The 26961-nt window shown below is 41.0% G+C and carries 22 protein-coding genes; 5 read left to right on the top strand and 17 right to left on the bottom strand.

The features are described 5' to 3' along the window. Positions 1 to 138: 138 nt before the first annotated feature. Positions 139 to 2607: a TonB-dependent receptor gene (locus AC1DCD_RS04760; RefSeq protein ID WP_464640620.1), complete on the bottom strand. Its 2469-nt coding sequence runs from the start codon at positions 2605 to 2607 to the stop codon at positions 139 to 141. Positions 2608 to 2852: 245 nt separating this feature from the next. On the opposite strand from AC1DCD_RS04760, the gene AC1DCD_RS04755 reads away from it, so the two are divergent. Then, the gene (locus AC1DCD_RS04755; RefSeq protein WP_019035960.1) at positions 2853 to 4520 is read left to right on the top strand and encodes a formate--tetrahydrofolate ligase; all 1668 of its coding nucleotides are present in this window, start codon (positions 2853 to 2855) and stop codon (positions 4518 to 4520) included. 132 nt (positions 4521 to 4652) lie between these two features. Here AC1DCD_RS04755 and AC1DCD_RS04750 read toward each other — a convergent pair whose 3' ends face one another. From AC1DCD_RS04750 to AC1DCD_RS04705, 10 genes are all read right to left on the bottom strand, one after another. After that, on the bottom strand, positions 4653 to 5447 hold the full coding sequence (locus AC1DCD_RS04750) for a pilus assembly protein N-terminal domain-containing protein (RefSeq protein ID WP_464640622.1): 795 nt from the start codon (positions 5445 to 5447) through the stop codon (positions 4653 to 4655). 15 nt (positions 5448 to 5462) lie between these two features. Then, positions 5463 to 6353 (bottom strand): coiled-coil domain-containing protein, encoded by an 891-nt coding sequence (locus tag AC1DCD_RS04745; protein WP_464640624.1) that lies wholly within the window; start codon positions 6351 to 6353, stop codon positions 5463 to 5465. Positions 6354 to 6408: 55 nt separating this feature from the next. After that, on the bottom strand, positions 6409 to 7257 hold the full coding sequence (locus AC1DCD_RS04740; protein WP_464640626.1) for a hypothetical protein: 849 nt from the start codon (positions 7255 to 7257) through the stop codon (positions 6409 to 6411). A 329-nt stretch (positions 7258 to 7586) separates the two neighbouring features. Then, the gene (locus AC1DCD_RS04735; protein WP_464640628.1) at positions 7587 to 8099 is read right to left on the bottom strand and encodes an isochorismatase family protein; all 513 of its coding nucleotides are present in this window, start codon (positions 8097 to 8099) and stop codon (positions 7587 to 7589) included. A gap of 60 nt (positions 8100 to 8159) precedes the next feature. Next, entirely contained in the window at positions 8160 to 8585 is a 426-nt protein-coding gene (locus tag AC1DCD_RS04730; protein ID WP_464640630.1) for a hypothetical protein, read from the bottom strand. 18 nt (positions 8586 to 8603) lie between these two features. After that, positions 8604 to 9086, bottom strand: coding sequence for a hypothetical protein (locus AC1DCD_RS04725; protein WP_464640632.1), 483 nt, complete (start codon positions 9084 to 9086; stop codon positions 8604 to 8606). 165 nt (positions 9087 to 9251) lie between these two features. Continuing rightward, on the bottom strand, positions 9252 to 10565 hold the full coding sequence (locus AC1DCD_RS04720) for a DUF4302 domain-containing protein (protein ID WP_464640634.1): 1314 nt from the start codon (positions 10563 to 10565) through the stop codon (positions 9252 to 9254). Positions 10566 to 10585: 20 nt separating this feature from the next. Beyond that, the gene (locus AC1DCD_RS04715) at positions 10586 to 11950 is read right to left on the bottom strand and encodes a zinc-binding metallopeptidase (protein ID WP_464640636.1); all 1365 of its coding nucleotides are present in this window, start codon (positions 11948 to 11950) and stop codon (positions 10586 to 10588) included. Between the two features lie 31 nt (positions 11951 to 11981). Continuing rightward, the gene (locus AC1DCD_RS04710) at positions 11982 to 13580 is read right to left on the bottom strand and encodes a RagB/SusD family nutrient uptake outer membrane protein (RefSeq protein ID WP_464656221.1); all 1599 of its coding nucleotides are present in this window, start codon (positions 13578 to 13580) and stop codon (positions 11982 to 11984) included. A gap of 22 nt (positions 13581 to 13602) precedes the next feature. Next, complete coding sequence (locus AC1DCD_RS04705; protein WP_480349040.1) at positions 13603 to 16914, bottom strand: SusC/RagA family TonB-linked outer membrane protein; 3312 nt, start codon at positions 16912 to 16914, stop codon at positions 13603 to 13605. Positions 16915 to 17299: 385 nt separating this feature from the next. Between AC1DCD_RS04705 and AC1DCD_RS04700 the strand changes: the two genes are divergently transcribed. Further along, a complete protein-coding gene (locus AC1DCD_RS04700) occupies positions 17300 to 18067 on the top strand; it encodes a glycoside hydrolase family 25 protein (protein ID WP_480349038.1) in 768 nt (255 codons plus the stop codon). Between the two features lie 27 nt (positions 18068 to 18094). On the opposite strand, the gene AC1DCD_RS04695 is transcribed toward AC1DCD_RS04700, so the two are convergent. The 6 genes from AC1DCD_RS04695 to AC1DCD_RS04670 all read right to left on the bottom strand — a co-directional run bounded on the left by AC1DCD_RS04695 (position 18095) and on the right by AC1DCD_RS04670 (position 22691). Then, positions 18095 to 18187, bottom strand: a complete 93-nt coding sequence (locus AC1DCD_RS04695) for a smalltalk protein (protein ID WP_154648174.1) — start codon at positions 18185 to 18187, stop codon at positions 18095 to 18097. A 40-nt stretch (positions 18188 to 18227) separates the two neighbouring features. After that, positions 18228 to 18725: an HU family DNA-binding protein gene (locus AC1DCD_RS04690; RefSeq protein WP_480349035.1), complete on the bottom strand. Its 498-nt coding sequence runs from the start codon at positions 18723 to 18725 to the stop codon at positions 18228 to 18230. A gap of 440 nt (positions 18726 to 19165) precedes the next feature. Next, the gene (locus AC1DCD_RS04685; protein WP_019035946.1) at positions 19166 to 19621 is read right to left on the bottom strand and encodes a D-Ala-D-Ala carboxypeptidase family metallohydrolase; all 456 of its coding nucleotides are present in this window, start codon (positions 19619 to 19621) and stop codon (positions 19166 to 19168) included. 1756 nt (positions 19622 to 21377) lie between these two features. After that, on the bottom strand, positions 21378 to 21881 hold the full coding sequence (locus tag AC1DCD_RS04680) for a gamma carbonic anhydrase family protein (RefSeq protein WP_464640645.1): 504 nt from the start codon (positions 21879 to 21881) through the stop codon (positions 21378 to 21380). 302 nt (positions 21882 to 22183) lie between these two features. Next, positions 22184 to 22318 (bottom strand): hypothetical protein, encoded by a 135-nt coding sequence (locus AC1DCD_RS04675; protein ID WP_308532782.1) that lies wholly within the window; start codon positions 22316 to 22318, stop codon positions 22184 to 22186. Between the two features lie 205 nt (positions 22319 to 22523). Further along, positions 22524 to 22691, bottom strand: a complete 168-nt coding sequence (locus AC1DCD_RS04670) for a hypothetical protein (RefSeq protein WP_464640647.1) — start codon at positions 22689 to 22691, stop codon at positions 22524 to 22526. Between AC1DCD_RS04670 and AC1DCD_RS04665 the strand changes: the two genes are divergently transcribed. From AC1DCD_RS04665 to AC1DCD_RS04655, 3 genes are all read left to right on the top strand, one after another. Then, positions 22678 to 22917, top strand: a complete 240-nt coding sequence (locus tag AC1DCD_RS04665; protein ID WP_464640649.1) for a hypothetical protein — start codon at positions 22678 to 22680, stop codon at positions 22915 to 22917. The two genes, AC1DCD_RS04670 and AC1DCD_RS04665, sit on opposite strands and share 14 nt — an antisense overlap. Before the next feature lie 2447 nt (positions 22918 to 25364). Then, positions 25365 to 26060 (top strand): hypothetical protein, encoded by a 696-nt coding sequence (locus tag AC1DCD_RS04660; RefSeq protein ID WP_008450500.1) that lies wholly within the window; start codon positions 25365 to 25367, stop codon positions 26058 to 26060. Between the two features lie 478 nt (positions 26061 to 26538). Next, on the top strand, positions 26539 to 26745 hold the full coding sequence (locus AC1DCD_RS04655) for a hypothetical protein (RefSeq protein ID WP_464640653.1): 207 nt from the start codon (positions 26539 to 26541) through the stop codon (positions 26743 to 26745). Positions 26746 to 26961: the final 216 nt, after the last annotated feature.

Below are 26961 nucleotides of genomic sequence, written 5' to 3'. Positions count from 1 at the left end.
GAAAAATAAAAGAAACATATCTCCCCCTTACTAAAGCAAAAGGTGATGCTTTAATCACTAAAGCATCACCCTTCTGTAATCAACAATTATCAGAGAGAACTTTAAAAAACTTTTGTTGATTATAACGTGTGTGTGTGTTTATAATTTTATACTAACACCAGCATACCATGTAGCACCATAAACAGGAGCATACATAAAGGCTGCATCATCAAGGTGTTTTTCATCCTGAATGTAGCTAAAGATATTCTTACCACCTGCATAGATAGTGAAAACACCTAAACGCTTAGAAGCGCGGCAATTAACTAAAACAAATGGTGAGGTAGTCTTTATCTTAGAGTTTTTATCATCGTCTTCAGAATTGTAGTCTATGTACATCTTGCCCTGAAGAGAACCTATAAGAGAGAATGACCATGTGCCAGGAGTATAATCGATATCAAAATCGCCTGTCATCTGTGGGAAACGAGAAAGATACTGGCTTTCCTTAGCATATTTTAAACGTCCCTCGTTAGCCTTTACTGACTCATCTTCCTTATCGCTCCACTCTGCACGCTCATGATTAAACTTGCCTTGGTTAAAGGTCCAGTTCATAGAGGCAGTAAGGTTACGTACAGGATTCCACTTAGCACCAAGCTCTATACCCTCTACATAAGCATCGTCTACATTTTTCCATTCATAGGTATAGCCAAATTTCTTTACCTGATCGCTTGCTGGTGCAAACTGTATCTTGTCCTTCAAGTTAGTACGGAAGATGTTGAAAGACACCTGATAACGCTTGCCATAGTAGTCGGCAGAGAAGTTATAACTAACAGAACGTTCACCCTTCAGACTTGACGACTTCCATACTCGAGGCGAACCGCTACATAGGTGTAAGTCTTCAGAGAAACCATAAGGAGCACGGAAGCCTGTACCTATGTTAGCACGTAAGACAAAGTTCTTAGCAACTTCGTACTTAACAGCAAAACGAGGATTGAACGTTGTAGCAGAGAAAGAAGTGGAAGGGAAAGCACTATTTTGCTTTTCAAAAGATTTATCAGATAGCTCCTTGTCTATATCATACTTCTCACCAGAAGAGTGGCTGTCTAAACGCAGACCAGGCACTACGGTAAGTTTTGGTGTTATGTTCCATTCGTCTTGTACAAACAATCCCCACTCATTAGCATGCTTCTTACTTGTAGAGAAATATTCCTTACCATAAAGAGGGTCATGCTCCTTCTTAGAGTCCTCATCAGAAACAATGTAAAGACCCGTCTCATGCAAGCGAGTAAAGTACCCTTGCACACCTCCTAACAAGGTATGAGTGCCAAGATGAGTGGTAAAGGTAAGAGATGGGGTAAAGGTGTTTTCCTTAGCCATATAAGGACGCATCATATCTACAGGAGGAAGAGCACCATCGTGAGAATCTTTATATCCACCTAAGAAGGTATCATTAGTAGCCTGACGTCTGTGGAAGACGTAAGCAGTGGCAAAGTTGAGCTCTGAACGCTCACCTATAGGTAATGTATAAGCCAAAGTAGAGGTTATACGGTTAGTACGGATATTCTCTGTCTGCTCGGTGTAAGGATTTAAGAACGCATCGTTTTTCATCACTCCACCATAACGAAGCTCATCAAGCACCTTTGCTCTAATAACGAGCTTATCGTTTTTAGCAAACGGAGTATATAGGAAAAGACCAAAACCTAAATTGTTAGACTTGCTATACACACGATCCGAAACACCATCGGGCTTATTTACCTCTTCACGTTTATTACCTTCGCTTGTCTTATCTAAAGCATCAGCCTCAAAATGCTGAGCATCTACAGATAAGCCAATATTACGCTTACGAATAGAAGCAGACCCCTTATATATCTTAAGACCATAGCTGCCCATTTGCACATCGGCATTTAGCTGTGGCTCAAAGGCAGGCTCCTTGCTTATTATGTTAATGGCTCCTGCTACGGCACTACTACCATAAAGAGCCGAACCAGCACCTTTTACTATCTCCATACGGTCGACATCGTTAGTAGAAAGCTGCTGCAAACCATACACACCTGCTAAGCCAGAATAGATAGGCTCACCATCTAACAACACCTGTGTGTGCTCTGCACCTAAACCCTGCATACGCACTTCAGAGAAATTGCAGAACTGGCATTGCTGCTCTACCCTAATGCCCGGTAAACCCTCTAAAGCATCGTAAAGGTTTTGAGCGTTCTTACGCTGCAAAGCCTTTGAGGTAAGCACCTCGGTACGTATAGGCACGTCCTTTACAAAGTGTTCGGTGCGAGTACCCGTTACTACTACCTGAGAAAGCTCTAAAGCGTCAATATCTAAAGTAAAATAAGCCTCAGTAGCTTTACCTGCTTTCATCTCAACTACCTTTTGCTGAGAGCCATAACCTGTGTAAGAAGCTATTATAGTTTGCTTACCAACAGGGAGGTTAGAAAGCTGAAAATGCCCAGAAGCATCGCACACTGTGCGTAGGTTAGTACCCTTAACGGTTATCATTGCGTTAGGGAGATGCTCACCCGTTGCACGATCTTTCACATCACCAAAGAGCATGGCATCTGTGTTTTGAGCCATTGCTGCTATAGATAATAATGATGAGAAAATAAAAAGAAAAAATCTACTCATAACTTTAATTATTAGAAATTTTATAACCTATTTGATATCTTTTCTTAACATGCAAAGGTAAAATGTTATTTTCCACATCACAATACTTAAATCTTGGTAAAAAACACATTTACATAAAGGCATATTTATACCTAATTATAAGTATATAAATATATAAAAAAAAAAGCACTGTTAAATGTTGACTGATATAATATTTATAACTATCTTTGCTGCTACTAAAGTATAATTTTGTATAACAAACTATTATGAAATCTGACATTGAAATTGCACGCTCATGTAAGCTGCATCGTATCGAGGAGGTAGCCTCTTCGATAGGTATTGATAACGACAGTATAGAGCAATATGGTAAGCACATTGCAAAGGTAAAGCTCGATGTTATTGATGAAAAGAAAGTGGCTAAGAGCCATTTGGTGTTAGTAAGTTCCATCTCGCCTACTAAGGCAGGAATAGGCAAAACCACGGTAAGCATTGGGCTTTCGATGGCTCTGAACAGTATGGGGAAGAAGTCTGTCTTGGCTTTACGCGAGCCCAGCCTTGGCCCATGCTTTGGCATGAAGGGAGGAGCTGCTGGCGGTGGCTACTCACAGGTAGTGCCTATGGAGAAGATTAACCTCCACTTTACTGGCGACTTCCATGCCATTACAAGTGCTAACAACACCATTGCGGCATTACTCGACAACTACATCTTTCAACGTCGTAAAGAGGGATTTCGCCTAAAACAGATATTATGGCGTAGGGTCATTGACGTTAATGACAGGAGCTTGCGCAGCATTGTATCGGGCTTGGGAAGCTCTGTAGATGGCATTCCTGAACAGACAGGGTTCGACATTACACCTGCAAGCGAAATAATGGCAGCCCTATGTTTAGCAGACAGCTTGGACGACTTGCGACGCCGTATAGAAAACATCGTCTTAGGCATTACCTTCGATGACAAACCCTTTACAGTGAAGCAGCTCGGAGTAGCCGGAGCTATAACAGTGTTACTGCTCGATGCCATCAAGCCTAACCTTGTGCAGACCTTAGAGGGTACGGCTGCTTTTATACATGGTGGTCCCTTTGCTAACATTGCACATGGCTGCAACAGCGTTTTAGCTACTAAGATGGCAATGACGGTGAGCGATTATGCTATTACAGAAGCAGGCTTTGGTGCTGACCTCGGAGCAGAGAAGTTTATGGATATTAAGTGTAGAAAGGCAGGTCTTCACCCCTCGGCAACAGTGCTTGTAGCTACTCTTCGTGGACTACGACTACATGGAGGCATAAAAGAGGGAGCTACACCTCAAGAGACTACACAAGCTATGATAAAAGGGTTTGAAAACCTCGATAAGCATGTAAAGAACATGCAAGCCTTTGGTCAGCCCGTAATAGTAACCCTTAACCGCTATGGCGACGACTCTCAGGAAGACATATCCCTCTTAGCCGAACATTGTAAGGAGTTAGGTGTGGGCTTTGCTGCCAACGACGTGTTTGCCAAAGGTGGCAATGGAGCTAAGGAGCTTGCACAAGTACTCGTAGATACCATAGAAAGGCAAGGGGCTAAGAAGGTAAACTTTGTATATGACGACAACGACACCATTACCGAAAAGATAGAAAAGGTATGTAAAAACATATATGGTGCTAAGGCTATAGTTATGGGGAAGAACGCCAAAAAGAAGCTCGAACGCATCAAGTCGTGGGGCATGGAGAGCCTACCTGTGTGCATAGCAAAGACACAATACTCCTTTAGCGAAGACCCTACACGCTATGGCGTGGCAAAAGACTTTGAAATAAACATACGCGACCTTGTTATAAACGGCGCTTCTGAAATGATTGTTGCCATAGCAGGAGATATTATGCGAATGCCGGGATTGCCTAAAGTGCCACAAGCACAGCACATAGACCTTATTAACGGCGAGATAGAAGGATTAGCCTGAAAAGAAAGAAAACTTTCTTAAATAAAGAAAAGTATAATAAAAACCCCCTTTTTAAAAGAAGTGCCTTACCTTATATATATATGGTAACCTTCTCTTAAAAAGGGGATTTCCTTTTTCCCGTCTTTCTCAGTCTTATTTCACCACTACCGTTATCTCACCGATAGCACCTACCTTATCATATATCTTTACTATAGTCTTGCCTTGCTTAACGGCTGTTAGCGTTATGCTCGAATCCCAAACATCTACCTTTACTATAGCAGGATCATAGTTATATGGTGTGTAAGGGAACCTGCCCGACTGCACGTTTAACGTTTCTTTTGCCTTTCCGCCCATTGTTAGCTCTACCTTAGACTTGCTTAACCTCAAGGGCTGAAGCTTAGGCTTACCATTATCTACCACTACAGTAACCCTTGCCTCGCTTTTATTCTTATCGGTTACTATAATTTCTGTTTTACCCTCTTTAAGACCTGTAACAGCAAACGATTTTTTATCTTCAAGTAATTTTGTTTGAGCTACTTCCTTATCTACAACATTTATATCGTAAGGAGCTTCACCGTTTTCTATAGTTACATTTACAGTTTCCATAGATTTCAGCTTCAACGATACTGGGTTTAGCATCATCGGCTTCTTCTTTTCAGGCTCCTGACTGCCTTCGGGTTTTTTCTTCTCTGGTTCCTGACTGCCTTCAGGTTTTTTCTTTTCAGGTTCCTGACTGCCTTCAGGCTTCTTCTTTTCAGGTTCCTGACTGCCTTCAGGCTTCTTCTTTTCAGGTTCCTTACTACCTTCAGGTTTCTTCTTCTCTGGTTCCTGCTGCTCTTTGTCGCTTCCCGGAATATTTTCTATTTCCGATTTACCACACGAGGTAAAAAGAATAACAGACCCGCACAATAGGCTTAAAGCCAACTTTGATAATTTTATTGCTTTCATTTCCTTTCCCTCCTTTTATTCTACTGTTACCTCTACTACTCCTGTCTTACCTTTCGCATCGGTTACTGTTATTTTGGTTTTGCCTTGTTCTAAACCTATAAGAGAAAAATAATTCCCCCCATTATTAATTGTTATACCTATTTTAAAGCCATTCTCAGCAACTACTTTATAAGGAGCTACACCATTTCCTATATTTACATTTTTTGCGATAAAATCCCTTTTCAGCGTTAGTTTAGACGGACTTAATGTCAATTTCTTTGCTGCTTCCTCCTGCTCTTTCTTCTTTCTTGCTGCCTCTTCAGCTTCTTTCTGCTTTTGTCTTCTTGCAGCCTCTTCAGCTTCTTTCTGCTTCTGTCTTCTTGCAGCCTCTTCCTGTTGCTGCTTTCTCTTTAGCTCTTCCTGCTTTCTTCTTGCAGCTTCCTCAGCTTCTTTCTTCTTTCTTGCAGCTTCCTCTTTCTTTCTTTGCTCTTCTTTCTGCTTTTCTAACTGCTTTTGCTTTTCAGCTTCCTCTTGAGCCTTTTTCTTCTCAGCTTCCTCCTGCTGCTTTTTCTTCTCAGCGTCAGCTTGCTCCTGCTCTTTCTTCTTCTTTTCAGCATCAGCCTGCTCCTGCTCTTTCTTCTTCTTATCTGCATCAGCCTGCTCCTGCTCCTTCTTTTTCTTCTCTGCATCAGCCTGCTCCTGCTCCTTCTTTTTCTTCTCTGCGTCAGCTTGCTCCTGCTCTTTCTTCTTCTTATCTGCGTCAGCCTGCTCCTGCTCTTTCTTCTTCTTATCTGCATCAGCTTGCTCCTGCTGCTCTTTATCGTTGCCTGGAATATTTTCTATTTCCGATTTACCACACGAGGTAAAAAGAAGAAAAGATCCACATAATAATAATAATGCTAATTTTGAAAAATTGATTGTCTTCATCTTGTTTAATTTTTTTTTAATTGTATATTAATACTTATATATAGCAAACCCTCTTTTATTGCACAGTAACCTCTATTACTGCTACTTTACCCTCACCATCAGTAACCTCTACCTTAGTGCTTCCTCTTGTAGAACCTGCTATTAATATGCTATCGCTACTAAAACTTACTTGTAAAATCTGTGCCCCAATTATCTTATGCTTATAAGGACCCTTACCGTTAAGGATTCTTACTTCAACAATGTCTTTATAAGGCACTGTTATCTTGTTTTTACCCACCTGTAAAGGGCTTGGATTTTCCTCTATTATTGTTACAAATAATAATTTTTTCCTACCTTTACTATCTTCCACCATTATATTACCTGAGCCTTTAAATATTCCTTCTACTGTGAAAAAATTATCTTTCCCATAAATTCTTGAAACAACTGGAGTCATGTTATCAAACACCTTATAAGGAGCATCACCATTTAAAATCTTTACAGTTTTTCTCTCTCTTATTTTCACTGTCAGACTTTCTACACTTAATTTAAGCTCTTCTTGCTTTTCTTGCTGCTTTTTCTTTTCTTCCTCCTGCTGCTTTCTCTTTGCTTCTTCCTCTTGCTCTTTCTTCTTTCTTGCAGCCTCTTCAGCTTCTTGCTGCTTCTTTTCAGCTTCTTCTTTCTTTCTTTGCTCTTCTTTCTGCTTTTCCTCCTGCTGCTTTTTCTTTTCAGCTTCCTGCTGCTCCTGCTCTTTCTTCTTCTTATCAGCTTCCTCTTGAGCTTTCTTCTTCTGAGCTTCTTGCTGCTCTTGCTGTTCTTTATTGTTACTTGGGATATTTTCTATTTCCGATTTACCACATGAAGTAAAAAGAAGAAAAGACCCACATAATAGGATTAATACTAACTTTGGTAAATTGATTGCTTTCATTTCACTTATTAATGTTTAAAAAAAAATTGATAATAGCTTGTTATATTCCGATAAAAGTTCCCTTTATCATTACTTAGGGAGCTTGCTTGCAGCACACTTCTGCGGAACCTCTAAATCTAATTGCGGCGCAAAAGTAGTTATTTTGTTTTTATTACAACAATGATTAAATGTTTATTCTTTTTTATTTAGTTTTTTGCACACTTTTAACCCTTTTGTGTACAAAAACCGAAATAACGAACACTATAAGTGGGCTTTTTACCAAAAACAGCACTCTGTTATGCTAAAAAACCTTTTATTCTCAAAGCATCATACAGCCCCTACCAGCTGCTCTATGCTATCTTTGGAGAATACTTTTCTAACACGTTTATCATATCTTTGCCAAGCAAAGAGCTTAAATCCTTAGCCGTATTATATACACAAACATCGCCTGCTAAGCCACACACATCTATCTTATCTATCTTTAATGCCATTATAAGCCTACTTAACACAGCAGCACCCCTCACGTTTCGCATTATAGAATATTCGTCCCTCTCTATGCTATCGCCCTTATATAACAACGTAAAGCCACCACGCACCTCGTTAAGAGCCTCGAGTATAGGCTCATAAAGGGCAGCACCTACAGAATGTTGCACACAGTGTCTTGGCCACTCACCACCCTCAGGCTTAAAGGAAGAATGATGATAAGGGTGCCAGTCGGCTGTTACTACGCGCAAGACATAGCTATCCTCTTGCTCACGGATATAGCTCGCAAGACTATTCATAGCCTCTACAGCACCGGGAACGGGTAACGACCCCGACACAAAATCTATCTGAGGATCTACCACTAACAACATCTTTCTCATATCCTTCTACCTACTAAAGTTATTAATCCTTTATATATAACACACTACCCATCGCTCTTCTCACTCCACCTTCTCTACCTTAGGCACACTAATATCTGGCACTACCATGTCAGCCTTAGACGCCGACTGCTGTGAAGGCTTTACCTCGCCCTTATCCTCATCAGGCACGCTCGGTACGATAAGATCTTGCGCATGCTCGCCCTCTTCCTGCTTCCTTATAGCTTCCTCGCGCTTAGCTTTCTCTACACGCCTTTCCACCTGCTGCTTTATCTTTATAGTGTCGGCATCGGTAACATCGGCTTTCCTTACAGGCTTAGCTATACCTATAATGTCGCCACTGGTGTTAACAACATATTTCCTGGGAGGCATCTTAGGACGTGTTTCCATAAGATAACCCAGCAAAACTGCACCAAAAGCTAACGACAAAGCACAAGTAGAAACTACATACTTATACGAGGGGCGAGGCTTGTTACTTTTCTTTTCCACTGCTTTATATATATCTCTCTATTCTGTTATCTGTACACAATAAGGTAATGGCTGATGAAGGGTGAGAAAGGTAAAGGTAGGCTCGCCGTCTAAAGTGCAAACCATAGGGCCTGCACCGCTCTTTACACCACTGCCCATATCATAGCCCAACGCCTTTACCTCAGAGGCAAGCTCTTTAAAGACTGCCTTGTTAAACACATATATATATAGGGCAGAGCCGTCTACTGAAAACATAACATAAGAGGAAGTACCCTTAGAAAACCTTGTGGGAAGAAAACTTGCCGTAAGGTCCATATTACGCACATAGTTATAACACTTACCATAACTATCAGAAGAAACACCCTTATATACATAGCCCAACTTTAGCAAGCTACCTCTTACAGCCACACTGCTTTTCTGCTTAAAGATACGCGCTGCCTCACGCATAGATACTACACCACTTTGAGCTGACAACAACATACTTACAAAAGCACTAAAAGCAAAGAGCACTATTCTTTTCATATCTTAAAAATAAAATATTTCTTATTAACCTTTTCTCTTAAATGCAAATATAAAAATTATTTTCCACTACTACAAAAAAAACACATTAAAAAAGGCGCATATACAAGCCTTTAGCTTTATATGCACCTTTAAAAAAAAAGAAATATCTAAACTGCCTCTTCTTAGTTACCTACCAAAAGGAAATTCCACTGCTTTGGCACTTAATACCACTACATTCTTTGTATTATCTTTCTCGGTAAACGTTAGCACAGTAGGCTTCTTAACATTATCTGCTGTGATAACCCATTCCTTAGTAAGCAGCTTTGGAGCTGGCTTACCATCTGCCATCTCTATAGTACCTGCAAAGATATATGGCATAAACATATAAAATGTGTTCTTAAAATACCACTTACCATTACCATCACCGTCATTAGCATAGGTGAGCTTAATGCCATCTTTACCTACATACTCATAGTCCATATACATAAAGCCACCATACTTACCTGATCTGAAGCAAATAGCAAACTTATTATTCTTAGAATCTCTCGTAACACCAATAAATTTTAATGCTTCACCACCTAAATCGGCTTTCGACCTTGGTAACAAGCTTGCAAACTTCTGAGGTAAGCCACCACACTTTGAAGGGTCTATATACCACTCGCCCTCTGTAAACTGCTCGTTTAAAGGCAATACAAACTGCTTTAAGGTAACGCCCTTATCCTTAAACTCGGCATACTCGCCTTCGCTGTTTTCAGGATATTTAAAGCCTGTAAGCACCTTACCATTAATGGTGTAAGGCTTGTAGAAGTGAATGCCGTCGGGCTTAACGATGTAAGGCATTAACACGTCTTTATGATTACCGTCCTGAGTCTTCTCAACAAGGGTTATGGTATGATTTAAGCCCTTTGCACGCTGCGTATCTTTACCTGCAGCATATTCATACCATTCGGTTATCATATCATCAGCTACCTTATGCACTTGGGTAAGATAGTCTTTCCAAGAAGTCTTCTCGTCCATGCGCACCATAACTACCTCTACCTCGTGCTTCTTACCTGCAAGGAAGATGCTGTCTGGGGTTACACGCATTACACGATACTCCACCTCACCAAGCATTCCGTCGTTATCAGGAACAGGTGCAGAAAACTTATGGAACACCTTATTATAAGTATCGAACGACAAAAGCACACCCTTACTCTGTGTTACAACGTAATGGGAAGTGGCACTCTCCTCTACGCTCTCCTCGAGCTCGCTTGAGGCAGTAACCTTATTGTCATCGCCAAACTTTAACAACACGTTATATCCACCAAGAGCACTCTTACCAAAGAACTCCAGACACCAGCCGTTTTTAGCTGAGGTAAGCACGTCTTTAGTGTGTTTTATCTCTTCATTAATACGCTCGGTTGCCGACTTACCGAAAACATTATCCTCCTCGTTCTTACAAGAAGAGGTAACAGCAAGAAACGCTACAAGCGCAAAGCCTAAACTATATAATTTTTTCATATTACTTATCCTCCCTATCTTTATGGTAATTTGGTTAAATCCATCGTCTCTGCTTCTTTCGACTTTCTTAACACTGCCGCACGTATCTTGTCAAGGTCTAAGCCCCAGCTATCCTTTAGATAAGAACGGATAATATTGAGCTTCTTTAGTATAGCCTCCTTACCAGAAGCATCTACTACAGGCAACTTCTCATATTCAAACACTGGAATCTTATAATAAGCATAAACAGGCTTGCCATGCTCGTCGTAAACAGGTTTACCTGCTTCGTTCTTCTCATATTCAAGATCGCCTTCGGTAGGCTCTGTGATAAGCTTAGGTTCGCCACTCTTGTCGAAATAAGCAGCCACTACCTTGCCGTTCATATATCCGTACACTACCTTGCCCTGGTCCTTGTATACAGGTATCTTCTTGCCACCTTCTGTCTCAAAGTATTTATAGCTGCCGTCAGGGTTTTTCTCGTAAATGATATTACCCTTAGCATCTCTTGCAGGAATAAGATCTCCTGTTTTTTCATCGGTAGCATAAATCTTATTACCCTTTTCGTCCTTAGCATATACAAAGTTGCCATCCTTATCGCGCTGATAAACAGGCTGATTGGCTTCGTCCCTCTTAACCACTACACCATGATTAAGAACGTCTTGCCATGCCTTTTCGGTAAGGGTAACGTAGGTAGAGTATATCTCGGCAATATCCTCTCGAGGCTCCATAGAAGCATATCCGGTAACGAAACCTTCTTTAGGAGAGTCCTCGTCCTTTACGTTTACCCAGTCTTGATTATGATACTTACCGGCAGAAATGGTCTGAAAGTCGGTAGAGTAATTCTTAGTCTGGTTAAGAATGTGCATAAACTCGTGATGCATGGTGTGGAAATACCAGAAGTTAAGGTCGAGCGGAGTACGTTCTTTAGGCTCGTAATGGTTGTCCTGATTAATGTAAACCTTCTTAGGGTCGAGCTCGTTTACACGATACAGCGTTACCATAATACCACCCTCGGCAGTACCTAAGGTAATAGAGCCGTTCTCTTTTACCTGTGGCGAACCTATGAGATGGAACTCGCGGAAACACTTCTGCTTAAGGAAATCCTTTCCTGCTACCTCTTCATAAGCGTCCATCCATACCTTCTTTATTAAGATGGCAAGAGCCTTCGACTTCTCTTCATCGGCTGGCACAACGTTATACACAGAGTGTGCTAACTTGTCTACATATCTATAATTAAACCTAATGTTATAAGGCTCTGTGTAGTTTTTTTGCAACCATTGTCCAAACTCGGAACTATCCACATCCGTGTCGGTAGTAACTACCGACTGTTCGCTAAGAGTTTCCTCACTACAAGCACATGTAAGTGATAAGAGACCTGCGAATAATAATATCTTTGGAAATTTCATAATTTATCTTATCTTAATATGTATAACTAAATTATCTTGGATTAGCTTCCAATGCTCCCGTAGTAGCTCTTAGAACGTCTTCAGGAAGCTGAAGAGCCAAACGCTTATCACCAGCCTTAATAACTATAGGGTCCTCACCGTCGCGCTTGTGGGTGTACTCTATACCGTAACGCTTCAAGTCCATAAAGCGAAGACCTGTCTTCCAAGTTTCTATGCGGCGCATGTGTAGCACGAGCTGTATGAAGCTTGTTTGCTTACCAGCCTCTACGGTAAAGCCTTGTGGGTTTAAGTGCTTCTTTAAGTTGCGCTCAAGAGGAGTTTCTGGTGTAACAGCCGATTCTGGAAGTTCGTCCATAAACTTCACTACGCTCTCCTCTGTAAGCACAGGACGCTTTATTAAAGCACTACCGCCTAACACCTTTGCCGACTCGGCACAGTGAGCACCTATCCAATAGTTCATATCACGCACAGCAGCAGCATAGTCTTTTTTCATTATCTCTGCCTCTGCACGCACTAATAACGTTTCGTCGGTAGAGAATGCTACGTTTACTATATGAGGAAAACCTGTCTGGTTAATCTTATCAGTTACCTCAAAGATTTCCTGCATCTTAGGGAAATTAGTGTTTGGTGCAGCACCAAAGATTCTTCTCGACTCGTAAAGAGTACTTTTCTGGTCGTTAGGCATTTTACCTTCTTCCCAAGGAGCTAAAGCCCAGAAAGTTTCATATTTTAATATTTCCAAGTTATGAGCATAGCGATCGTAAAGGGATATACGTCCCATGAAAGAGTAAGCCGTCTGAAGCATGAGGTTAGCCTTCTCGCCAGAGTTGATATACATATTAGATATATCCTTAAGACCTGCTAAGCTTTTATAATTGTCCATCTGTCGTAGTGATGCAGAAGGGTCTACACCAATAGCCTCTGTGGCGTACTTTATAGCTTTATCATAATTGCCATAGTAAAGGTTAAACCGAGCAGCAAAAGCGTATGCAGCCTTACGGTTAAAGTGATACTTAGGCACTGCCAGATAGCCATCGTCTACCATAGGCAGAGCAGCCTCTATGTCGGCATTGATGTTTTCGTAAAGCTCTTTTAATGTGCCACGGCTGCTTACCTCCTTATCAGCCACCTTAGGATAAGGCAAGCCAAGATATTTATCTGCCTTTGTAGGATCGTATGCCATACAAAAAGCATTCGATATTGAGAACACGCCATAAGCACGTTCTAACAACGCTTCAGCACGCAAAGCATCTGCCTGCTTGCCCGTTTTATCTTCTAAAGCCTTTAGAGCTTGGTTAGCAGTACCCACAGCCGCATAGGTAGAGTTCCAAAGAAGAGCAGGGTCGTCGTTACCACGACGGTTGTCGTCTTTAAAGCAATACATGTCCTGCATAGCAGGTGTGTAGTTATACGCCTTACCATTATCGGTAACATTGTCAGAACTCATGTACATAAGCATACATGGTAGCTTAGTGCTCAAACCTGTAGTAAGCGTAGACTGTATCTTGTCTAAGCTGTTAAGGTTTGCACGATCGTCAGGAAGCGTATCGAGATAGCTATCGCAAGAGGTAGACAGTGATAGCGTACCTAATGCAAACATACATATTGTTGTTAATTTTGTTATCTTCATAATTGTCTTTCTCCTTTAAAATTTATAATCCAAGACGTAAGGTAAGAGTAAACTGGCGAGCCATAGGCACTGCCACACCACCTACGTTAAAGAACTCAGGATCTTGTCCGTTGAGCTTAGAGTCGGAATAGATCAAGAAGAGGTTTGTAGCCTGAAGCTTTAAGCTTGCAGAGCTTAGCGATACCGCTCTTACCCATGTGCGTGGTAAGTCGTAAGCTAAAGAAATTTCTTTCATACGTATAAAGTCGCCTTTTGCTACACGCTCTGAAGACATATTATAAGCATTGTAAGCTATTCCTAATTTACCATAGTTCTGAAGAGAACGCAAGTCGGCTATAGCAGGAACATTTGTAAAGGCTTCATCACCACCTTTTTCCCAACGGTTAGCAAACTCCTTAGGCATAGCGTCTAAGTCGGAATAATAAGAAGAGAAGGCAGGGTTAAGGCGCACCTTATTGCCAAAGGCATAGGTAGCGAAAAGGTTTAAGTGCCAGTTCTTATATGTAAAGGTGTTACCAAGCGAACCTGTTATGGTAGGATCTACCGGGCCTTCATATTTTAGATGTGAAACATCGGTAGACTGGAAGTTGATTTCGCTAACTGTCTTTTCGCCTTTCTCATTGATAAATGTAGGTATACCCTGAGAGTTGAGCCCTTGGAAGTCTAAAGAGAACAGTGAGCGGTAAGCATAGCCCTTCATAGTGAAACCAGAACCAGAGATCATACGCATGATGTTAGCACGGCTGTCAAGATCGGTAACCTTTGTATTGACGTGTGAGAAGACAAAGTCTGTACTCCACTTAAAGTCCTTACCATCTATATTCTTAGAAGATATAGCAAACTCCTCTCCGTGAGATTTCATAGAAGCAATATTCATATATCTTGTTATGCTGCCCGATGTACCATTGGTAACCTTAGGACCTATAAGGTCGAAGTTGTTACGCCAATAAATATCGAAGGTAAGGTTAAGACGGTTCTTTAAGAAGCCAAGGTCGAAACCTAAGTTAAACTCATGCTTCTTCTCATAAGTAAGGTCAGGGTTAGCAAAGTCTGCCACTTCCAAAGCCGACTCCTTATCTACTGTGAAAGGACGCCAAGGGTTAACGCTCTGAATGATTACCAAAGCATTAGTAACGGCAGGCTTATCTCCTGTAAGCGAGTAAGAAGCCTTTAAGGTAGCGTGAGTGAAGTAATCTTTAAACACCTTATGGAACCAAGGCTCTTCATGAGCATTCCAAGCACCGGAGATGTTCCATGTAGGAAGCCAGCGTGCTTTTCTTGCCTTACCTAAGCGGTTGCTACCCTCGTAACGCACAGTACCGTTAAGGGTGTAACGACCCTTCCAAGAGTAAGTGGCTGTACCAAAGAACGATGCCTCACGGCTGTAACCATTAGCAAGGTAATAGTACACATCGTTTTGCTCTGAAGCCTGCTTAAAGTAGTTATAGTCGTAAGCTCCTAAGAAGCCCATCTCGTACTGCATACCTACACCGTTAAAATAGCTCTGCGAACGGTCGGTAGAGTTTATCTCCATACCTCCAAAGAGGTTTACTATATGATCATCGTTATACACATCGTTATAGCTTACTGTAGCACGAACGTCCCAAGAGTTCATCTTATATTTTGTCTCACGGTAGAAACCACCCTTAGGAAGCACCGAGAAAGGCAAAGAGTTAGGTTTGTCAGGGTCTGTATATAGCCATGGGTTGTTGTTACGTATGGTAGCATCGTCCATAGCACGGAAAGCCTGAGCCATGTTAGAATTTTCCCTTATCTGTGAAGCCTGTGTAGTAGCAGACACCTTATAAGCACCTAAAAGAGCCAGCTCTACAGTGCGTACGGGCTTATATTTCAGCTCTGCTTGGAGCTTTAAGTCCATAACGTCAAAGTCTATAAAGTTGTTAGCAAGCTCGTTATGAATGTTAAAAGGAGCATAGTTTCGTGTATAGAACACGTTAGGATCTAACGTTCTGGAGCTGTTTATAGCGTAAGAGTAAGGGTTGATGTCGAAATCTCTACTTACAGTACCTGTTACTGCGTCTACACTCTGGCTTGTTGTGCCGGGAGCTTTCTGCTTACGGTAAGAAGCATTAGAGATCATGTTTAAAGACAACTTTTTGGAAAGGTTTACCAAACCGTTAATACTTGCAGTATAACGATTTACCTTAGATGCCTCCGTCCAGCCCGGATCGTTCATAAAGCTAAAAGAAGTATAGAGCTGTGCCTTCTCATTACCTGTAGACAAACTTATAGAATGGTTTGCCGAGATGGCTGTGCTGAAAAGCTCCTTAAACCAGTCTGTATTACGATACTCTGCTGCTTTTAAGTAATCTGCCCTGTCTTTAGGGGTGTTAGCAAGCAAAAACTTACCCGTCTTAGCATCGTAAGTGTTCATAAGCTGATACATCTTACCATAAACACCACTACTTGAAGCACGGAAGGTACGACTGAAGCTAAACAGACCTGCCTTCTCCATCTCACGGTAAACAGACATCTGCTCCTGAGAGTTCATAATGTTAAACGTGCTATAGCTTGGGCGAAGACGCATGGTAAACTCACCCGTATAATTAACACGGGTAGAACCTGCCTTACCCTTTTTTGTAGTAACAACGATCACACCTGCCATGGCACGAGCACCATATATAGAGGTAGCAGAACCGTCTTTCAACACCTGAAAGCTCTCTATGTCGTCTGCATTCAAACCTGCTATGGCAGAAGAGATTAATGTGGCTGCATCACCTGAAGAAAGACGATCGGCGTCTACCTCGGTAACGTCCTCCATGATAACACCGTCTACTACCCATAATGGCTTAGAACTACCATAAATAGACGTAGCACCACGAACACGGATCTTTGGAGCAGTACCAAACGTTCCTGAAACGTTCTGCACACTGACACCTGCTACACGACCCTCTAAAGAACGACTCACGTCGGCTACACCGTCGAGCTTTGACTTTTCGCCTGAAACCTTTGTTGCTGCACCAGTGAAAAGACGCTTGTCCATCTTTTGCAAACCTGTTACAACCACCTCCTGAAGGTTAGTTTCGTCGCCTGACAAAGTAACCTTCATGCCGTCTTTAGCTATCAAAGTCTTACTCTGCATACCAACATAGCTCACTACAATCTTCTTGCCTGAAGGCACATTAATAGAAAACTTACCGTCAATGTCGGTCTGAGTCCCTGTTTTTGTTCCCTGCACGACAACTGAAGCACCTATTATAGGCTCTCCATCGTCCTGCGATACTACGGTACCCCGTACTAAAGGGGCTTGAGCCAACACTGCACCCACAAAAAAGAACAGTGAGACTAATAATAAAGAAAATCTTTTCTCCATAGAATCTTTTTTAATAATAAAAAATATAATTGTTATAAAAATAAATACTCTATTAGCCAGTTCCTATTATAAGAAAAAGCCTTTTAATGCCGATAACATACTATAACGGCACTTTTGTAATGTTAATCCGTGATAAAATCATAATGTTATTAAACAATCTGTAACTAATAATTGGGTTAAAAATAATACTTATCCTCCTCTTACATCTGCAAAAGTATGTATTATTTTAATAAAAACAAAATAAAATAGATATTTTTTAGCTAAAATGTTTGATTTTATTTACAAGAATCAAAAAATCGGTATTGTTTCAAAACTATAACTTACATAAAATTTATTATCTTTGCATTATATATAATAGGCTTAACACAACGTAACAAACTTTAAAATGAAAAGAAAAAAAAAGAAAAACTCCATACGCACCACTTCTATAATAGCTTTCTGGATAGCAATAACAGCTTTATTCTTTATAATATCTAAAAAAACATGGCAAAAATATTCTTACCCCACTAAAAGTAGTAGCTGGCCCTTTAAAGACCTTACCTCTGGAGAATATGCTACCTGCTTTGACGGTATAGACATATCAAGGCATCAGGGAAAAATACACTGGCAAGAGATAAAAGACAACACCTCCCTGACCTTCGTCTACATAAAAGCCACTGAAGGAAGCAGCATAAAAGACCCATACTACAACGAAAACATAAGACAGGCAAGAAGGCAAGGACTGAAAGTGGGATCGTACCATTTCCTTACATCATACACCACCATGGAAAGACAAGCCACTCTCTTCCTTAACACCATAGACACACAATGGCAAGACCTGCTGCCTATGGTAGACATAGAAGAAGACGGCACTAAACAGTGGAAAAGAAATACTATACAAAAAAACCTTGCCAAGTTTATCTCCATTATAAAGAAGAAAACTGGCAAGGCTCCTATCATATACACCAGCGAAAATTATTACCTTAAAAACCTATACCCGGAATTTAATAAATACCAGCTCTTCATAGCCAATTACACCAAAGAACCCTCCTTGAAAGACGCACAATACGATATATGGCAATCTTCTAAGCACGCAAGAGTGCACGGAATATGGAACTGGACAGACATTAACCACCTGAGAAAAGGCATAACCTTAAAAAAGATATATTGGTAATAACTCTACCTGAACACCTATCTAAGCTCATCTGCAAGATGCTACACCAAGAGTAGTAGCTAAAGCAGTAAGAACAGATATCACTATCTGAAAAATTGTTTTCCAAGTATCTTTCTTCATAGTAACAATATTTTTTCTTTATATTAAACTCACTTTTTTTTTATAACGTCCCGTTATCAGACACTACACCTGCCGAATGGCCACCTTCTGCAGCTTTTGGCTTAAGACCCGGTGCATCTGCACTGTCCTGCTTATAAGTGGAAAGCTCTGACACCTTCCAGCCCAACAGCATGGTTTTGTATCGACTGTTATCACCTGCACGAGCTGTCTCGGGCAAAAAGATGATGCGAGGATTATATATATGAGTGGCTGGCTTAAAGTCTTTAAGCTTTTCTACACCCCTTGAACGGAAACTTGCCTTGAAAGAGCCTAAGCCGTTTATAAGAACACGCTTGCCATCTTTTAAAGCATAGCTCATCTCGGTTACTAACGCACTTATTACTGCTAAGATGTCGCTCTCGGTAACTGTGCAAGTGTTACTTATCCTGCCTGCCAAATACTTAATGTCGGCTAAGCCCTGAATGTGAGCTCGAGCATACCAATAACCCTTTTTAGGACTCTTTTTACGATTGTCTTGATACATTTTAAAGTTAATCATAGTGTTAAATTACCTCTCCAAGAGCAGTAAAGCCCATGGTCTTTTGCGAGGAATAGCTTTTAAAAATTAATAATAATACTTCTCTACACCATAAAAAGAAAGCCGTAAGTGTGCACCCTATATAGCCCTTTAATGGTTTAGACTCTTTTTTCTTCTAACGCTATAAAAGCAAAAGAAGATATGTGTTTTTCATAGTATGTTTTTTTTTGGCGCACCTACACCTTATATATATATATACCACGGAGCAGAACGCAGCCATAACAACCTGTCGTAGAGGAAACGAAATAATAACATCATACGCCTTAGGTTATACTTAGATATTAAAGTTATGTTTTTATGTTTTTATGTTTTTATATATTTATCTTTATATATTCTTATATCTTTACTTGCTTATATTTTTATGCTTTTACGTTTTTCCTTACTTTGTCTTCTTCCTTTCTTTATAAGCCTATTACCTCACGGCGGTTTTTATGTCGGCGCGAAAAGCTTACATGAAGCCAATGTTTTGTCTTGGAGTTTAGCGGCTCAAAGATAAGCTGATCGAAGTCGGTATAGCGCATAATGATGTCGGCATATTTAGCACATTGTGCCGCATCGGACACATATATGTCGGCAGCCTCGCCAAAAACGTGCTGAGAGTCTGGCACACCGTTCACCAAAGCGTTAAGCTCCTTATTGCGGTAACCGCTCGTTATTATTATCCTGCCCACACGCTGGCGCAAAGGCTCCAACACCATTTTGCAAAGATTCCTAAGGTTACGCCTCACATCAGCAGCAGTAACATTAGTGTTTTCTACGTCCTCTGGCTCGTTATTTATACCAAAGCGTATTGCAACGCCAGACTGTAACATCTCACCTAAAGAAAAGTGCGGTGATAATTGCTCTAACAAATTCATCGTTTTAGTCGTTTTGTTTAATTTGATTTATATGTTATTTGTCTCTTTAATTTTCTAAAACCCATCACCTTTAGACTAACCTCTTTCTATAGTTTTCACACCAGAGAATGACTACCCTATAATGAAAGATTTCAGATTAAATATCCCTTGTCGGACAACAATGCAAATATAATACGAGAAGAAAGCGATTGCAAGTTTTTTGCAAATTATTTTTTTCTGGGCTTTCGCAAAATCTTTGTATCTTATTATAAATGAGAACGATACAGCGACGAAAAATTTTCAAAAAATTTCCCTTCTTTTACCTCTACCTCTTTTTTTGGTAAAAAACAGTGTGCAATATATGTTCAATTTTGGCACTTTTAAACGTTAATAAACCTTTCACACATCATTTTTCGCCCCCAAACTCCGCCCCCTTTCCGCTCTTTCGGCAAGCTCTTAGAAAGGCGTCAGCCTATCCATTCGCCGCCAAGTCTGCCCCCTTGCCTCTATTCATGCAAACTCTTAGAAGGCGTCAGCCTATCCATTCCGCCGCCAAGCCATGCACCGCCTCTATTGCGGGCAAAGTCAAGAAAAGAAAGAAGAAAAGAACAAGAGCGAGAAAGAAAACATCGAAAAACTTAGACTATCATTATCTATCCTATTATAATAGATTTTTTAAGCACTCATAACACACTAACACACAACCTTTAGCCCCAACACAAAGCGACAAAAGGGGAACTTACCACCGACAAACACGTAACCTCACTCCGACAAACACGTAACCTAACCACGACAAACACGTAGCTTCCTACACCCTAACCGCGACAAATAGGGAGAATAACAGCGACAAAAAGGGAAGTAGAACACATAACTTTTACTTTTTCTTTACAAAACTGCACATTTTTAACGCTTTTTCCTTTTCCTGAAAAACAAAAGACCGCTAAAAAGAACACTTTAAGCAGACAACCACAACTCTATAAAACACTATAAGCCACACATCTACAAACGCGAGCGACAAAAAGGGAACTTACAGCAGCAGCTCATACATCACGTTCTGCGACAAATAAGTAGTTTTTTGAAAATAATTAAACTTTACAGTTTTTTGTCGCACCTCCCTGCCCCTCGCCCCTAAAGCTACACCAAAACAAAAAGCAAAACATCTCCCCCGCCCACCTTCGCTACACAAGGTTAGCCGTAGCCTGTTTTCTCTCCCCCTTATCCTCCACCCTCCTCACTGCAACACATCGCCCTATAACGCCCATTAACCACCAACCTCGCTATACCGTCCCCCACCATTCGCAAAAATAAGGCACACAGGGAGCAGGCGCATGGCAGGCAGGGGAATAAAAAAAAGGTAATGCCCCGAAAAGAAAGACAAGGCGCGCAAAAAGGGAAAATACACCACCGCTGCCCTATCGTTCTATTTATATACAGGCACAAGGCAGGCAGGGTGCAGGCACAAGGCAGGCATAATGAAAGGACGTGGCAGGCAGGGGAAAGTTCCCTAAAAAGGAAACACGCAGAAAAAATAAAAAAAAGAACTATCTTCCAAAAAACAACCTTTCTAAAACATCAGCTTTTACCCTGTAAAACATCAACTTTTATGCTGTAATACATCAACTTTTATGCCGCAATACATCAACTTTTCTGCTGCCGCCACACAGCTACCTAACAACTTAATATTCAGAACTTTTACACGAGCCATAAAAGTAGGCAACAGCAAAATCACCCCTTTGTGGCGACAAAAAAGGAACTTTCCTACCTTTCCGCCATTCCTTTACTCGTCCTCATACCAGCCTTTTGCCACCATATAATGGGCTGCATACGCTGCTGCCTTCTCCTGTGGTACATCTTTTAGTTTACGGGCAGGAACGCCGCCCCACAGCTCTCCCTGACCTATCTGCGTGCCCTCCAAGACCACAGCACCTGCTGCCACTATACTGCCCTGACCCACTATAGCCCTATCCAGCACCACAGCATTCATACCTATAAGAGCTCCTGAACACACATGAGCACCATGCACTATTGCACCATGCCCTATGCTGACATCATCGTCTAACACTGCCACACAGCCACCACTCTGATGCACACAAGCCACGTCCTGAATATTTACCCTATTGCCTATACGTATGCCATCAACATCGGCACGCAACACAGCACCATACCACACCGACACGTCATCGCCAATAACAACATCGCCCAGCAACGCCGCATTCTCCGCTAAAAAACAACCTTTACCCCAACGCGGACTCTTACCCAACACCTTACGTATTATAGCCATACCAATATTTTTAATTTAAAAAAAAGTCTTTCCACTCTTGCATTCTCACACTGGAAAAAGCATTACACTTCCTGCACAGAAACACAAGAAGAGAAAAGAAAAATGTTTTCTTCACACCTACAAAAATACAAATAATAAAAAATTTATTCCCTTAATTGTAGGCACATTAATTCCGCTAAGCGTGAAATTTTTACGTCATGCTCCAATAAAAACCTGTAGAGCGCATCTTGAGACGGTTTTATTTTTTGTACCTCCATATATCGTTGTAGCTTTATTTTTCTGCAAAGGTTATAATTTTTTGCTTAACTAACAAATACTTTTTTCTTCACTTTGCTACCATACTGCTTAACCTCTTCGTGATGATAATTCCCATATATAGCCATTTCGCTGATGTTACCATAAAGGTAGCAATTAACTATTGACGCAGAACGCCTCATTATAAAAGTTTACGAGAGGCAGCCGACCAATGCTTATAAAATCAGCAGTTACACACTGACAAGCGCACAAGTGTTATACTATTTTGTAAGAACAAGAGGACTGGAGACATTTCGTCAGCCTCTTATTCTGCACTATTTTTTTTTGGTATGGTAACGAATTGTCATCAATATTTTTATTAATCTCTTCCCTTTTTGTCGCCGCTGCTCACGAGATGCGATACATATCTGCTACACTGTGCCATTTCTCTTTCAGATTACCTATCAGCCTTCTGCTACGCGAAACCATGCCTACGCGCTTTCCACGCCTAAGATTACCCCACCATACAATGTCGGCAAACAGAAAAAAGATGCCAGCAACGATGAAACCGAACATTTTTACACTCTCCTTTTTTATCACACCACACCATACACTCCTTCGTATTCCTGCTCATAACCCACCCCCTCGCAGCTTTACCCCTACTCCTTGCAACCCTCACTCCCTACACTTCCCTGCTCCTACCCCTGCCATCACAACTCCGCCCCACTACCTCACAACCCTAACTCCCTACATTTTACTGCTCCACCCCTGCTCCTTGCAACCCCGCCCCACTACCTTATAACCCCAACTCCCTACATTTTACAGCTCCCACCCCTGCTCATCACAACTCTCACCCACTACCTCACAACCCTCACTCCCTACACTTTACTACTCTCCACACTACTTCGCAGCCCTAACAGCCTGCACTTCACAGCACTCACTCCCGACACCTCACAACCCCGCCCCACCACCTTGCAACTATCACTCCCACCACTTTACTGCTCCTACCCCTGCTCCTTGCAACCCCGCCCACTACCTTGCAGCTTTACCCCCACCCCCTACAGCCTTCACTCCTAACACTTCCCTGCTCCCGCCTCTGCTCCTTGCAACTCTCACCCACTACCTCACACCCCCTCACTCCTAACCCTTCCCTGCTCCCACCCCTGCTCCTTGCAACCCCGCCCCACTACCTTGCAGCTATCACCCCCACCACTTCCCTGCTCCTACCCCTGCTCCTTGCAGCTTTACACCCACCCCCTACAGCCATCAAAATCAACCATTTCCCTGCTCTCCCCACCACCTTGCAAACTCCACAGCCAATCCATCACAATCCGACCCCACCCCTTACAGCCCTCAATCTCACCCTTTCCTGCTTCCACCCCTGCTCCTCACAACCCTAACCCACCACCTCGCAGCTTTACACCCACCCCTTTCCTGCTCTCACCCCTGCTCCTCACAACCCCACACTCACAACAGCTCAATACACTACACCTGCTCATCGCAACGATAAACCCCACTTTGGTGTACCCTCATAAACAAGAGGAAAAACCCACAAGAAAGAGCACTGAAAAAGGAAGCGACAAGAAGCCCCTTTAAAAGCTATAATACATAAGTAAGCAGCCAAAAATAGATTAAAAAAGTAGGATAAAGCATTGTTTGTAAAAAAAATGTCAAATCTTACCAATTTGTCGCACATTGTAGAATTTTATTGTACAATTAATCCTCCTAATTTGTCGCGTTGTAAAAATATAGAATTAAATAAAAATCGGTATAATAGTGTTTTACGCGCTTATAAGAAAGCGCAAGAACCTGATGCGAAGTAATGAAATTTTTAGCCCTTTTCATACTCTCCAAAACTCATCGGCGACAAAAAAAGGAAAAATATCCCTATTTTGTCGGAATAATTACATAAAAAAACGTATTTCTTCCATATTTGTCGGGGCATAGTTCCCTAAAAGTCGCAGTAGTAAAGGATTTGCTCCGTTTTTGTCGTGAGATAGTTCCTTTTATGTCGCAGTCAAGTTCCTTTTATGTCGCGGGTAAGTTCCCTTTATGTCGCACAACGTTGTTGCAACTCTCTTAGAGTAAGTATGTTACCAAGTCGCTATATAAGTCTATATAAGTGATATATACTAATGATATCAAAGTAATGAAGACGAGAGCTTTTTCTTTTATTTTTTATTTAGGAAAGTGGGCAGTGATGACTTTTAAAAAAGGGCTTTTTTAGGCGATGCTCCCTAAATGTCGCAGCAATGTTTTTTTAGGTTTTCTCTTATAGTTTTTATGGGGTTTAGGTGGTGTTTCTTTTGTTTTTTTTGTGGGAAAAGGGGGCTTTTTGGGGGGCTTTTAAGGCGTTTTTAAGGGGCATAAAGGTGCTTTTTGGGGTGTTTTTGGTAGTGTAGAGAGAGGTTTTTTGTGCGTTTTATGGGTTTATATATGTGTGCTTTTATAAAAATATATATTTATATACGAATATAAAAATACAGTTGTATTCACTTTATTTTGTATTAATATTTATTTATATATTTATATTTTTATGTTTTTTGGCGTATATATTTCTATTTAAATAGTTATGTTTAGAGCGGTGTTGGTATAGGATTTTTTTGATGGTGGAGGTTATTTAATGGGTGGAAGGTTTTAGTATGGTTTGCGTTTTAGTGTGGATAGTGGTTTTGACGGGAGCAGTTTTTGGTGTAGGGCGCGTGCAGGTGTTTGGTTTTTTATATATTTATATGTTTATATACATATAGTTTTGTTTTGATAGTTTATATATTTACATAAACTTTTATATAAATATATATTTCCACTTCCCCACCCTACTTCTTTTTTATAGCTCTGGTTTTATCTTCGTTTTGTATGTTATATTTAACTGATTTATAAGTTATTATATTTTTATACATTCATACTTTTATATATTATATGCGGAATTTGTTATACAAATATATATTTATACGTTTATATTTATTGCCCCGTTTCTTTCTTTTTGCGCGTTTTATATAAATATATATATACGCTTTTATAAAAAGAATTGCTAATAAATATATAAATATATATGTATGTGTATAGATGAATGTATAATTGTATATATGCTTAAATATCTTTTTATGGTAATATGTTTTTATAGTAATGCTTAAAAAGATAAAAGTATATTTTGTTATTTAGATAAATAAGTGTATATTTGCATATATAAAAAAGTATTTATGCTATATGTAAGCGTAAATATAAAGATATGTTTTTATATAAATATATATGAAGATAAATACATTTTTAGTTAATGGCTTACAGAGTGAGGCTTTCTCTTGGAGCTTGGGGCTGTATGGTGCGTCTAAGATATTGGGCGTATTAGATGGCTGGGTGAGCGAGGGTGAGAGTGCTCACGTTGGGGGTGTCTTGCAAGGAGCTATGGAGGCTTTTCAAGGATCGGGAGCTATGCTTGATGCTTCTCAGGGAGTTTCTCCGGTAACAATCGCAGAGGGCGTTATAAGTTTGGCGGCTTCGCTTACGATGTGGGGCATTTTAAGTAGGTGTTTTTTTAAGCGTGGCAGAGTGTTGAGCTTTGTGCTGCTGACAGTGATAATGGTGCTTAGCTTTGTAAAGGTGGTGTTAGGCTTGCCTGTATGGGGCTTTTTAGGCAGAGGGTTTGTAAACGTTTCAGCGTTGTGTTGCGGTTATGCTGGGAGTTTTGCAGCTTTGGCAATGGTGTTTTTAGGCATAGTAATATCATGTAGCTATGTGGGCAAGATGCGCATCTATGGTTTGTGGCTTGCTTTGTCGCCAGTGTTGCTGGGCGGTGTGAGCTTGTTAAACTATTATTTATATAATGTTGCAAGTGGGCTTACCTTATCAGAGATAGCCACTTATGTTAATATGGGTAGCATTGCAGGTTTGGTTTTAACGGTGCTTCCTATGGCTTTGCTTCGCAGGGCTTTAGAGAGAGCTTATTAGTGGGTGCGCCTTTGGTGTAATGAAGATTCATACCAGAGGCTTAGAGCATAGAGATAGGCAGCATAACCCCACCCCTACTCCACCTCATCGCCGCAGGCAGGGGGCAAAAATAGGGGCGGACTTTAAGGTAAGAGCGCGGAGATGAATTTTTCAGAGCGCAGAACTCACCCCACTCCACCCCATAGCCGCAGGTAGGGGGCTGAAACAGGGGCGAACTTTAGGGCAAGAGCATAGAGATAGGCAGTGCAGAACGCATAAACGAGGATTACAGATTTCTCAGCCGCGCTTTTTAGAGCATAGAAATAGGCAGCATACCCCTCACTACCCTACCTCATAACCACACGCACGGGGCAAAAACAGGGAGTGGATTTGTAGGGTAAGAGCGCAGAGATAGGCAGCGCATAACTCACCCCACTCCACCACATCGCCGCAGGCAGGGGGCAAAAATAGGGGCGAACTTTAGGGTAAGACCGCAGAGATGAATTTTTCAGAGCGCAGAAACGAGCAGCGCACGATTCGCTTAAAGCTATTTTTGGGTGATAGCAGACTAAAAAGCAGATGTGAGCAAGAAAAAGAACTCTTTGAGGTCTGGAAAATTTTAGAATATCACTCGGGTGGTAGGAGAAAAGGAAAATATCCGAAAAATGAGAGTTGTAAAAGCAGCGCAAACCTGTTAAAACGTTAGAATAAGTGCGTTAAAAGGATAGAATTGGAGTTAAAAACGGTTAGAATGATTATTGAATATAACATTTATCGGTTCTTCGCAATGCTTACTTTTTTAGCGAAAGAGATAAAAAAACTTGTCCGCTTGGCGTTTTATCCATCTTTCTGATGGTTTGTAAGCATAATTGCAGCGAAACATGAATATAAAAATAAATAAAAGTAATAATATATAAATGTA

The sequence above is a fragment of the Prevotella sp. C0209C1 genome, assembly GCF_056583855.1.
This window is presented reverse-complemented; position numbering and strand designations above follow the sequence as displayed.